The organism is Clostridium sp. LBM24168 (genome assembly GCF_052953915.1).
On sequence record NZ_CP196861.1, the window covers coordinates 2,642,924 to 2,655,433 of the forward strand.

The 12,510-nt window shown below is 33.8% G+C and carries 12 protein-coding genes; 3 read left to right on the forward strand and 9 right to left on the reverse strand.

The genetic code is table 11. From position 1 onward, the window contains the following. The first annotated feature begins 75 nt into the window (after nucleotides 1–75). Nucleotides 76–1,062 carry a UDP-glucose 4-epimerase GalE gene (galE, locus tag ACSVC9_RS13105; protein WP_446897902.1) on the forward strand — a complete coding sequence of 329 codons (987 nt, stop codon included), beginning with the start codon at nucleotides 76–78 and terminating at the stop codon, nucleotides 1,060–1,062. Nucleotides 1,063–1,106: 44 nt separating this feature from the next. Here galE and ACSVC9_RS13110 read toward each other — a convergent pair whose 3' ends face one another. The 9 genes from ACSVC9_RS13110 to ACSVC9_RS13150 form a co-directional block, all read right to left on the reverse strand. Beyond that, nucleotides 1,107–2,108, reverse strand: a complete 1,002-nt coding sequence (locus tag ACSVC9_RS13110) for an AraC family transcriptional regulator (protein ID WP_446897903.1) — start codon at nucleotides 2,106–2,108, stop codon at nucleotides 1,107–1,109. A gap of 244 nt (nucleotides 2,109–2,352) precedes the next feature. Further along, nucleotides 2,353–3,615, reverse strand: coding sequence for an MFS transporter (locus ACSVC9_RS13115; RefSeq protein ID WP_446897904.1), 1,263 nt, complete (start codon nucleotides 3,613–3,615; stop codon nucleotides 2,353–2,355). Nucleotides 3,616–3,646: 31 nt separating this feature from the next. Beyond that, on the reverse strand, nucleotides 3,647–3,961 hold the full coding sequence (gene rhaM, locus ACSVC9_RS13120; RefSeq protein ID WP_446897905.1) for an L-rhamnose mutarotase: 315 nt from the start codon (nucleotides 3,959–3,961) through the stop codon (nucleotides 3,647–3,649). Nucleotides 3,962–4,115: 154 nt separating this feature from the next. Then, nucleotides 4,116–5,276 carry a lactaldehyde reductase gene (gene fucO / locus ACSVC9_RS13125; RefSeq protein ID WP_446897906.1) on the reverse strand — a complete coding sequence of 387 codons (1,161 nt, stop codon included), beginning with the start codon at nucleotides 5,274–5,276 and terminating at the stop codon, nucleotides 4,116–4,118. 25 nt (nucleotides 5,277–5,301) lie between these two features. Then, nucleotides 5,302–6,123 carry a rhamnulose-1-phosphate aldolase gene (rhaD, locus tag ACSVC9_RS13130; RefSeq protein ID WP_291725008.1) on the reverse strand — a complete coding sequence of 274 codons (822 nt, stop codon included), beginning with the start codon at nucleotides 6,121–6,123 and terminating at the stop codon, nucleotides 5,302–5,304. A gap of 8 nt (nucleotides 6,124–6,131) precedes the next feature. After that, entirely contained in the window at nucleotides 6,132–7,388 is a 1,257-nt protein-coding gene (gene rhaA / locus ACSVC9_RS13135) for an L-rhamnose isomerase (RefSeq protein ID WP_446897907.1), read from the reverse strand. A gap of 20 nt (nucleotides 7,389–7,408) precedes the next feature. Then, nucleotides 7,409–8,806 (reverse strand): rhamnulokinase, encoded by a 1,398-nt coding sequence (gene rhaB, locus ACSVC9_RS13140; protein ID WP_446897908.1) that lies wholly within the window; start codon nucleotides 8,804–8,806, stop codon nucleotides 7,409–7,411. A 284-nt stretch (nucleotides 8,807–9,090) separates the two neighbouring features. Next, nucleotides 9,091–10,305: a sensor histidine kinase gene (locus tag ACSVC9_RS13145; RefSeq protein ID WP_446897909.1), complete on the reverse strand. Its 1,215-nt coding sequence runs from the start codon at nucleotides 10,303–10,305 to the stop codon at nucleotides 9,091–9,093. A 2-nt stretch (nucleotides 10,306–10,307) separates the two neighbouring features. Continuing rightward, nucleotides 10,308–10,985, reverse strand: a complete 678-nt coding sequence (locus ACSVC9_RS13150; RefSeq protein ID WP_446897910.1) for a response regulator transcription factor — start codon at nucleotides 10,983–10,985, stop codon at nucleotides 10,308–10,310. A 146-nt stretch (nucleotides 10,986–11,131) separates the two neighbouring features. On the opposite strand from ACSVC9_RS13150, the gene ACSVC9_RS13155 reads away from it, so the two are divergent. Both ACSVC9_RS13155 and ACSVC9_RS13160 read left to right on the forward strand, forming a co-directional pair. Further along, the gene (locus ACSVC9_RS13155) at nucleotides 11,132–12,100 is read left to right on the forward strand and encodes a glycosyltransferase family 2 protein (protein WP_446897911.1); all 969 of its coding nucleotides are present in this window, start codon (nucleotides 11,132–11,134) and stop codon (nucleotides 12,098–12,100) included. Next, nucleotides 12,084–12,503, forward strand: coding sequence for a GtrA family protein (locus tag ACSVC9_RS13160; protein WP_446897912.1), 420 nt, complete (start codon nucleotides 12,084–12,086; stop codon nucleotides 12,501–12,503). The genes ACSVC9_RS13155 and ACSVC9_RS13160 overlap by 17 nt, the downstream gene beginning before the upstream one ends. Nucleotides 12,504–12,510 lie beyond the last annotated feature (7 nt).

Below are 12,510 nucleotides of genomic sequence, written 5' to 3' on the forward strand. Positions count from 1 at the left end.
ATTATACTATAACTTATTCATTCTGTCCTGTTATAATTTATATAGTTGTTAAATTACATACAGGAGGAATCTAAAATGAATATATTAGTTTGCGGTGGAGCAGGTTACATAGGAAGTCACATGGTAGCATATTTATTGGAAAATAATCAAAATGTTATAGTACTTGATAATCTCCAAACCGGTCACAAGGACTCTCTCTTAGGAGGTAAGTTTTATATTGGGGATCTTAGAGACGATTCAATATTAAACAAGGTTTTTACTGAAAATAATATTGATGCAGTAATAGATTTTGCAGCAAATTCACTTGTTGGAGAAAGCGTTCAGAATCCATTGAAATATTTTGAAAATAATATATACTCAACCATAAAACTTCTAAAGGCAATGGAAAAATACGATGTAAAATATATAGTGTTTTCTTCAACTGCCGCAACCTATGGTGAACCAGAGAATATACCAATACAGGAAAAGGACAGAACATTTCCTACAAATCCATATGGCGAATCAAAACTTGCAGTCGAAAAAATACTGAAATGGTGTGACAGGGCCTATGGCATAAAATATGTCGCACTTAGATATTTCAACGCCTGTGGAGCACATATAAATGGTGAAATAGGTGAGGATCATAATCCCGAAACACACCTGATACCTATAATACTGCAGGCTGCTTCAGGTAGAAGGGATAAAATAATGATTTTTGGCGATGATTACGATACTCCAGATGGATCCTGCATAAGAGATTATGTACATGTATCAGACCTTGCATCAGCCCACTTATTATCACTAAAGAAACTCCAATCTGGAACAGAAAGCAAGATTTATAACCTCGGAAATGGCAATGGTTTTTCAGTAAAGGAGGTAGTCGCAGTTGCCAGAAAAGTTACTGGAATAAACATTAAATCTGAAATTTCGGAAAGGCGTGCTGGAGATCCGGCAATTCTAATAGCCTCTTCAGATAAAGCTATTGAGGAATTGGGATGGAATCCTAAATTCAATTCACTTGAAACAATTATTGATACCGCATGGAAATGGCACCGAAATCATCCAGATGGTTATATAAAATAGGAAAGATCCCCCACTATAAATTGTGAGGGATTAACTTTATGTATTTATAGGTTCTTCCTATACTCATCAGGAGTAATTCCTGTATTTTCCTTAAACTGTTTATAAAAATAGCTTAAATTTGAGTATCCAACCTTTAAAATAATATCAGATATGGATATGTTTGAATTTCTAAGCAAATACTTAGCACGTTCTATCTTTATATTTCTTTGAAGTTCCTTAAATGTTTTTCCCGTAACTTTTTTAACAAGCTTTCCCATATAATCAATATTATAATTAAAATGTTCAGCTAAATCTTTAAGATTTACATTTCTATAATCATTTCCAACATATTTCATAATTTCAATGGCTACATTTGAATCTATTTTATATACCACATTATTAGGCAGATATTTATTATAATCTCTAAGCAATTCATTGAACAAAAGTATCATATATGCCCTTATTGCAGTTTCCATGCCATTCTTATTCTCATAATATTCCATTAGTATGCTAATCATAAAGCCCCATACTTTTTTGTTTTTCGATGTTTTAAAATATAAAAACTGTTTGAATTTATTTTTTTCATACAATGATTTGACAATAAAATTTGACATTAAATCATTATCTGCAATTTGATGCATAAATACCCAGTCAAAAAATTCTTTTTTTATTAATACATTTATGGCTATATCATCTTCTCCAGACTCTTCAATACTATGTTCAACATTCATATCCATGATTAAAATTTCACCTTTTTTTATTTCAATGGACTTGTCATCAATAATCTGTCTTATACTTCCAGAATAAACAAAAACCAATTCAAGATAATCGTGTTTGTGATTATTGAATCTAACAAATCTGTCATGCTTATGAATAGATATATCTTCTGATTTTTTCATAAGTTTGTCACTATTTATAATCCAATTATCTTTTATAATCTTATTTGAAAAATACTTTTCAAACTCTACATTGTAACTTTCATCCTTTTTATACTTTGATAATTTCTTCAACTCTTCCTCACTGTGACTCATTTCTCTGAGCTTTTTATCCAGATCCCTAATATTCATATGTATCACCTTGAAATTTATTACTTTCTACTAAGTTTTTACTAAGCAAGTAACTTATATCATTATATATTATACCATGAACAAGTATTTCTTATTTGATCTTTAATATTTAATTGGCATACCATGATCACCTCCATGTATATTTTTCTTAATAAATTCTCTATAACATGGTCGGGCACAGTACGCCATACTTAATTTTTATTTTATAGAAATAATACTTCTATATTTACAACTAAACAGATTATTAATAGTCATTTCCATATCTTTGTTTTTCTATTTCGTAAACGCTCATTCCTCTAGTTTCAGGCGTATATATAAGTCCGATAACTAACTGAATGGCCAAAACTGCTACAAGGAATAATCCTGTCTTTTGGAAACCAAGCGCCGTCAACATAGTAGGGAAAACCAAAGAAATTATTCCAACTCCAGCACGTACCAGGAAAAATATAATTCCCTGTGCCTTGCCTCTATACTGCGTTTTAAAGAGTTCCACACTCCAAAGAGCGAAAAAGCACTGTGCACTAAAGCCTGCTGAAATTCCCCACAATAGATCAAAGATTATAAGTGAAACCCATCCTACAGGTGCGAAAACAAGAACAAGCCATGCCGCAATTTCCATAACACATCCTACTGCAAATACTGCCTTACGATCCCATACGTCTCCCTTTCTTATGAATACCAGGTAAGTAAACAAAATCGTCATAAACCATATAATTGCATTTAAACCATTGGATTGTAGATTGTTCAAGTTACCTATTTTAGTAAAGATGAATGGTAAGAAATATCCCTGTAATCCAGCAACCAGGTTCCATAAAGTATAAATCCCTGCGGATAGAATAAATGCATGCCTGTTTGCCTTAATTGTAAATATCTCACTAGTTGGAGCCTTTACAAAATCCTCTGCCTTTTCCTTCTCTTTCTGCTCCTCCCATATTTTTGATTCCTGAATCTGCTGCTGCAGAATCCACGTAATCAATGCTATGACAAATAACATTCCAAACATGATTCTATTTCCTAAGAGTCCCAATCTATTTAAAAAAATGGATAGAACAAATATAGTCATAGGAGCAAATCCCCAGGAAAATTGACCCCATCCAATGTTTGCGCAACGTTTTCCCGCTGGAGCTTGTTCTCCCAGGTAGCTCCATGATGCAGGAACTACCGCACCTACTGCTATACCTGTGATGATATAACCTGCTAAAAGCATAGGAAAATTAAATGATACCGCTATAAGTGCAACACCAAGCATATAAAACAATAAATCATACCTATAAATAAATTTTCTTCCATACTTATCAGCTAAAGGACCGCCTATCAATGCTCCAAGTGCTGCACCAAAACCATTGGCACTAACTGCTCCAAGAAGTCCCAAAGCCATATCGTCCAAATTCAGAAAGCTCATCCACAATGTCAATCCACTTGCACCTGCTACAATTGCACCTGCATCCAGGAAATTCGACATTGAAACCGTCAAAGTTTCTTTAAAATTGCCTTGCTTATCAGACATTTGAATTCCTCCAATCTTTTATATATGTTCATCAATCCATATGAAATACTTCTTTTAAATCCACTGATACAGGACTATTGTCTGGATTCGTTTCCATTATGTCCTTCATATAGGCCCACCACTTTTGACAAATTTCTGTTTCTGCACTCTTATTCCACTTTTCTTCATCCTCTATTTCAAGATATCCAAATAAAGTATTAGTTTTCTTGTCTAAAAATATAGAATAATTTTTCCCTCCATATTCATGTATCATATCAACCATCTCAGGCCAAATTTCACTGTGCCTTTTTTGATATTCATCATGGAAACCTTCATAAACCTTCATTACAATTCCTTTTCTAATCATTTTATCCCTCCTAAATTTCATTTTATAAAAATACATATATACGATTTCAACATATACAAAATACAATTATGTAAATTATACTGTAAATGATTCAGTATTCTGCATCACTAAATGATGCAGAATAACAAAACCATGAATTAACAAATCAAAGCATTTATTTGAAGGCTTTCTTGTATATGTCAAGAATTTCAGCTTCAGAGGTATCCCTCGGGTTTCCAGGTGTACATACATCCTTGAAGGCAATTTCCGAAAGTCTTGGAAGATCCTCCTCTTTTGCTCCAATCTCAGACAGAGTCTGCGGAATTCCTATCTTCTTTGATAAATTCCTGACTGCATCAACTGCTGCCTTTCTATACTCTTCAACATTCATTTCATCTACATCTTCAACTCCCATCTGGCGGGCTATCTCTCTGTATTTCTCTCCAGTTGAAGGTGCATTATATTCCATTACATACGGAAGAAGAAGGGCATTTGCAACTCCATGTGGTGTGTCGTAGAATGCACCAAGTGAATGTGCCATGGAATGAACTATTCCAAGTCCTACATTTGAAAATCCCATACCTGCAATATACTGGGCAACTCCCATTGCCTCTCTCGCCTCCATGTTATTTGGTTCGAAAACTGCAGTTTCAAGATTCTTTGATATAAGTTCTATTGCTTTTAGTTCAAACATGTTGGTAAGTTCCCATGCTCCTTTTGTCGTATATCCTTCTATTGCATGGGTAAGGGCATCCATACCCGTTGATGCCGTAAGTCCCTTTGGCATTGAAGCCATCATTTCAGGATCAATTACTGCCATTATTGGAATGTCTTTCGGATCAACGCATACCATCTTCTTGGTAGCTTCTTCATCAGTTATTACATAGTTGATTGTAACTTCTGCAGCTGTTCCCGCCGTAGTCGGCACTGCAATTATAGGAACGGATTTGTTCTTTGTTTCTGCTACCCCCTCAAGGGATTTTACATCTGAAAATTCCGGATTGTTTGTTATTATTCCTACTGCTTTCGAGGTATCTATGGAAGATCCTCCACCTATTGCTATAATAAAGTCTGCACCCGACCCTGCATAATTTTTAACTCCTGTAAGTACATTTTCTATTGTAGGGTTCGGTTTTACATTGTCATAGATCTCATAAGGTATTCCTGCTTCATCGAGCTTCTTTGTTACATTTTGTGCTACATTGAATTTGATCAGATCCTTGTCTGTAACGACAAATGCCTTCTTGAACTGTCTTTTTTTTACTTCCTCCGGAATTATGCTTATGGCTCCCTTGCCAAAATAGGAAGTTTCATTAAGAACTATACGATTTATCATCTGCAATCTCTCCTTGTCAAATCAATTATTCATATAAGAATTTTTCAGGCAGGGTAACTTTAAATTCTTTTGCAAGATCTCTGAAGTTATCTGCTGTTATAGTCTGTTTCTTTCCACCCATGGACAGTACTTTTACAAGAATTTCAGCTGATTTTTCTGCCGTGTCCATAAGTCCGAAGGCAAGATCCAGCGTCTCTCCCGAGACAAAAGTTCCATGATGTGCCCATATTACTACATCAAATTCTCTCATAAGCTTGCTGGTTTCCTTTGCAATGGCTGCTCCTCCCGGTACCATCCACGGTACAACTCCAACTCCTGATGGAAATACTACAGGACATTCCGTTGCCATCTCCCAGAGCTGCCTCGTAAATACCTTGCTGTCAAGGGGCAGAACAAAGGTAAGCGCAATCAGGTTGGTAGTATGCGAGTGGTATATGACCCTGTTTCTGCCTGCTGTAACTTCCTTTTTAACCGAATGGCTCATGAGATGTGATGGAAACTCACTGGTAGGATTTGCTCCATTTAAAAGTCCCCATACTATCTTGTAGTTCTCACCTTTTTCATCTATCTTCACCACACCTATATTGGCTTCAGGATCAAGTTTTATATTTCTCATGTATTTTCCGCTGCCGGTTACAAGAAAATATTCATTTGCAAGATTCGGAACTGACACTCCTATTGGCTTGAACTCTGAACTTTCGTCAAGTTCCCCTCTTATGCCGTCTACATCGTCTTCTGCTATCCTGTAGCTCAGGTTGCCGCCGTTTCGCTCGTGCCATCCCTTGAGCCAGGCATCATAGGTTATCTTTATATAGTCCTTTACAAATTCCGCTTCTTCTACTTTCACTTTAATCACTACTCCCTTTTTGATAATTCCTCTTTTTCATATTTTTTTACTTCATCAAGCCATTTTTCTTTTACAGGAACATCGTTTATCTCGCAATAGTAATCCCATACGGCACCAAACGGATACGTTTTGAATTCCTCCAGCAGGGCAAGTCTGTCAGTATAGTTCTCTTCATTCTGGAGTTCCTTCAATTTTTCATTCGGCAGAAGCATTGCATTCAAAAGCGCCTTTATCATGTTCCTCGTACCGATAACCCATGCCGCTACCCTGTTGATGCTCGCATCAAAGAAATCAAGACCTATTATTACTCTATCAAGTGCATTATTCCTTACTATTTCCTTTGCAAGCTCTTTAAGTTCATCATCCAGAATTATAACGTGGTCACTGTCCCAACGAACCGGTCTGCTTACATGAAGGGCAACTTTGTCTGAAAACAGAAGCATTGATGAAATTTTGTCCGATACTACCTCTGTTGGATGATAATGTCCTGTATCCATCAGGCACAACACATCATTTTTTGCTGCATAATTGAGATAGAACTCACTGGAACCAACTGTGTATGATTCAGCACCTATTCCAAAAACTTTTGATTCCACAGAATCCAAATTATATTTTTTATCTATCTTTTCTTTAAATATTTCATCCAAAGAGTCTTTCAGACGCTGTCTTGGTCCGAGCCTGTCACTTGGAATATCCTTATAACCATCTGGTATCCAAAGGTTTGTCAGACAAGTCTTTCCAAGTTCCTTTCCAAAATACTCTCCAATCTTTCTTGAAGCAATACAATGTCTTATCCAAAAATCACGAATCTCTTTATCGGGATGTGAAAGTGTAAGTCCATCTTTTGCTTTGTCATGAGAAAATATTGTAGGATTGAAATCCAAGCCCAGGTCATTTTTCTTTGCCCAGGATACCCAATTTTCAAAATGCTCAGGTTTTATTTCATCTCTTTCTACAAATTTTCCAGCAGTTTCAGCATATATGGCATGAAGATTTACCTTGTGTTTCCCTGGAATAAGACTTAATGCTTTATCCAGATCTTTTCTAAGCTCCTCTGGATTTCTTGCCTTTCCCGGATAATTTCCCGTAGCAGCAATTCCTCCAGACAGTTCCTTCTGATCCACCTCAAATCCTGCAATATCATCACCCTGCCAGCAGTGTATGGATATTCTAACTTTTTTAAGTTCTTCCAAAGCCTTGTCGACATCTATTCCCCATCTTTCATATTCCTTTTTTGCCAATTCATATTTTTCTTTAACACTCATTTGCTTTACCTCACTTTAATTTATTTAAATTCTTTGATATTGAAAGAATTACCTATCAATTTTCTTACCTCGCCCAGATCTTTGCATGCTCCTGAGCTTAGCAGCTGAGCTGAAATATTACCTATAGCTGTTGCTTCTGATGGACCGGCAAATACCGTTTTGCCGGTAACCTTTGCAACTATTTCATTTAATAAATCATTTTTGCATCCTCCACCAAAGATATTTATTTTTTTGAATGGTTTTTCAAATATCTCTTCAAGAGATTCAACTGAACTTTTATAACTATAAGCCAAACTGTTAAAGACACAAATTGCAATCTCCCCAACTTCTTCCGGGATCTTTTGATTTGTTTCAATACAATGGTTTTTAATTTCCCGGATCATATTTTCAGGTTTCAAAAATCTGTCATCATCTACATCAATTATTGAAGGAAAGTCCATATAATCTCTTGCCAAATCCGCAATTTCTGCAAAAGAATATTTATTGTCAAGATTTCTTCTAACTTCTTGAATAATCCAAAGCCCCATTATATTTTTTAAGAATCTGTATCTATAATCTATTCCTCCCTCATTGGTAAAATTGTAATTCATAGCTTGAGGAACACATATCGGGAAACGATTTTCAACACCAATCAAGGACCATGTTCCGGAACTTAAAAATATGCTTTCATCATCATTGCAAACTGAAGCTATAAAAGCTGATCCTGTATCATGAGATGCCACTAAAATAACCTCCGTGTCAAAACCAAATTCATCAACCAATTCATTTCTTAAATTACCTAATTTTGTTTTAGGCAGTCTTATTTCTTGAAAAATACTTTTATTTATCTCAAAAGTATCCAAAATCTTGTCATCCCACGTTCTATCAAACGAATTCAAGAGCTGGGTAGTGGAAGCATTTGTATATTCTGCTGTCTTTTTTCCGGTTAACAAAAAATCCAAATAATCAGGTATCATCAAAAATGTCTTTGCTTTTTCTAGATAATCCTTGTGTTTCTCTTTTATAGAAAGTAACTGGTATAAGGTATTAAATCTTTGAAATTGAATTCCGGTATACAAGTACAGCATATCCTTTGGTATCTTTTCAAAGGCTTTCTCCATAAAGCCTTCAGTCCTATCATCTCTATAAGATACTGTATTTCCTATTAAGTTATCCTTTTCATCAAGGAGGACAAAGTCCACACCCCAGGTATCTATGCCAATGGTTTTTGGAATTTTACCTATTTTCTTACATTTTTTTATTCCATTTTTAACTTCAACAAACAGCCTTTTAATATCCCAGCAATATTCATTATTTATTTCACTTATACCATTTTCAAACCTATAAATTTCTTCAATCTTTAACTTTCCATTCTCTACATGTCCTAAAATATGTCTTCCACTAGAAGCACCAATATCTATGCCTAAATAGTATTCCATGGCTCATATCTCCTTGTTAAAATTTACCAGTCGCTTAAATATCTAAACAATGATACATGTACTAAATACAGTATCCAGTCAGGTATAATAAGACTATATAGTAACTTAATCGTTATCACATTGTCTAAAAAAGTTTTACTCACTATCAAAATCGGATTTAATAATAAAATGAATTTATAAATATTACAAAACAAAAGCCGGCATTTGCCAGTTGATTTTCCTCCACATCTGGCGCCGACTTCTTTATAGGCTTTCTTAACTTTTCAATCAGTTATTCATTAAATTTAATTTCCAAATACAATTCTAAATGTAGAACCTTTCCCAACAACACTGGAAACACTTATGCTGCCTCTATGTTCTTCAACTATAGTTTTTGCAATAGCTAACCCGAGTCCAAAATTACCTTCCCTTTTAGCTCTTGATTTATCAACCTTATAAAATCTATCAAAAATCTTGTTTAGATGATTTTCAGCTATTCCCTCCCCGGTATCAGATACCAATATTTCAATGCCATTTTTAATCCTATTCATTTTAATATTTATAGAACCACCTTCTGGTGTATGCTTTACTGCATTATCAACTAGAATAGCTATAAGTTGTTTAATTCGCCCCTCGTTTCCTGTAAAAATTATATCAGATTCAATATTTGATTTAAGATCTATTCCATTTTTCATGCAAACCGCTTCAAATGGAACTACTGATTTTATAACAGCATTGCTTAAATCGAATTTCATAAATGAAACATGAGTTTTATTAGAATCGGATCTTGCAAGAAATAAAAGACTCTCTATAAGTTTAGTCATCCTGTCCGTCTCCAATTTAATATTTCCCAGCCATTTTTTTTGGTTTGATACCAGCTCATCGTCATTATCAAGAACTATATCAAGATTTGTAGTAATAACTGCAAGCGGCGTTCTGAGCTCATGAGATGCATCGGCAACAAAAGCCTTCTGCTTCTCCCACGCACCTATCACAGGTTTAAGTGATATATTGGCCAAAAACAAACTTATTATGAATACGAGTACAAGACTTATAATACATATTACTGCAGATATAATTATCAAGCGCTTCAACACTTCATTATCAACGGATTTATCCAAGAGTACTATAATAAATCCATAACTTTTAGGAACCCTTATATATCTCAAGACAAGATCTTTATAATTTACAGTACCTTTGTCTTCCTCCATATCAAATATTTTCTTTACTACATTTTGTGATTCTGTCTTCGACAATATCGAATTCAAGGATACATCTATGATATTTTCATTTTCATCCACTTTTATAAAAAAATCTTCTGATTGAGTAAGTCTTTTCTCCGGAGGTCCCATTAATGGAGGTATATTCTCCATTCTAGCTGTTTTAGCCATTCTCATATAGGCTGAATTATCAAAACTTCTCTGCATCAGAATATATATACCTGAAAATATAGTAAAAAGCACAAGCCCAGTTAGTATCAAATTAATTAAAATGAGTTCTAATTTTAATTTACGGAACATAGTCAAATCTCTTTTAAACAATATCCTACACCTCTAACTGTTTCTATAACAACACCGCTTTTTATGGACTTGAGCTTTTTTCTCAGATGTGAAAAATATACCTCAATATTGTTGTTCATTTCTATATCACAATCAATTCCCCAAACTCTATCCAATATCTGATCCCTGGTTATAACCTGATTTTTATTTCTCGCTAATAATTCTAAAAGTTGAGATTCTTTAGAAGTAAGTTTTACTTTAATTCCATTACAATCAATTTCTGATCTCAATGGGTCAAATACCAAAGACCTCAACTTAATATTTCCATCTTGAATATAATTTACATTTCTCCTTCCAAGTGCTCTTATTCTTGCAAGTAATTCATCTTTAGAAAATGGCTTTATAAGATAATCATCGGCTCCATTGTCTAAACCCTCTATTCTATTTTCAATAGAGTCCATAGCCGTAAGTATGATTACAGGGATTTCAATATGCTTATTTCTCAATTCCTTTAAAACATCCAACCCGTCTTTCCCTGGAAGCATCCTGTCAAGTATTATTATGTCATATATTTCTGTTTCAGCCATCTCCTGACCTTTAATTCCATCATAAGCAGTATCTACATTATAATTATTTTTTCTAAGAATATATACAAGTGCATCAGAAAGCATAATTTCATCCTCAACTAAAAGTAATCTCATAATTTTTACCTCCTCCCATAAATTATATATTATAAATCATAGTGTTTAAATTTAATTTACATTTATTGTTCTTTTTTTTAAGTATTTTTTAAGGTTTAACTTTCAAAATAGTCTATATACTAATAATCGGATTGGGGTGAATAGAAATGAATGACGATATAATTTATTCCATAGTAGTTCCTTTATATAATGAAGAGCTTGTAATCGAGGAAACCTACTTACAACTAAAAAAAATAATGGATTCATCTTATGAAACCTATGAAATCATATTTGTGAATGACGGAAGCTCGGATAAAACAAGAATAAAAGCAGAGAAAATATGCAGCAAAGATAAAAATATAAAACTTATCAATTTTTCAAGAAATTTTGGACACCAATGTGCAATAACTGCCGGAATGGAATATTCCACCGGAAGGGCAATCATCGTAATAGATGCAGATCTTCAGGATCCTCCTGGGGTTATTTTACAAATGATTGAAAAATGGAAAGAAGGATACGATGTAGTTTATGGCAAGAGGGTACAAAGAAAAGGTGAGACCCTTTTTAAGAAATTTACGGCAAAAACATTTTACAGATTATTGGATAGTATTACAAATATAAAAATTCCTGTAGATACCGGTGATTTCAGGCTTATAGACAGGAAAGTATGCAATACTCTAAAATCATTACCTGAAAGAAATAGATACGTAAGGGGTCTTGTAAGTTGGGTTGGATACAGTCAGACATCAGTACAATTTACAAGGCATGAAAGATTTGCAGGTGATAGCAAATATCCTCTTAAAAAAATGCTCAAACTTGCTTTGGATGGAATAACATCTTTCTCATACAAGCCTCTACTTCTTCCAGGATATTTAGGCTGCATCTCTTTATTTATAGGAATAATTCTAACAATCATGGGTTTTATAAAACATATTATTTCAACTACCAATATAATAGGTTTTGGATTAATTATAGGAATTAATCTGATAATGTTTGGAATTGTGCTCATATGTATGGGTATAATGGGTCAATATATAGGAAGAATTTTTGATGAAAGCAAAAATCGACCAAATTACATTGTAGAAAGTATAATAAATAAAAATAAGGAAAGTGATAAATATGACTCCCTTAATTAAGACAATAGACTACATTTTTAATGGTAAATTCAAATTGTTGAGTCGTTTCTCCACAACTGGAATATTAAATACGTTAATAGATTTTATTATTTTTACAATATGCAGCAGTGTATTGGGAATATACTATACTATAAGCCAGATAATAGGCTATAGTTCCGGAATAATAAACAGTTTTATATTCAATAAAAAATGGACCTTTGAAGCAGAGGGCTCTAAGAAAATGCTGAAATATGAATTAATCCAATTTATAATAGTCAATATAGTCTCTCTCTCTATTACAGTAATATTCATAAGAATACTAATAAACAATTTTAATTCAAATGTATACTTAGCAAAAATAATTGTAACGCTTATGGCCCAGGCAGTAAACTTTGTATTGTATAAAATCTGGGTTTTTAACTAAGGAGGAA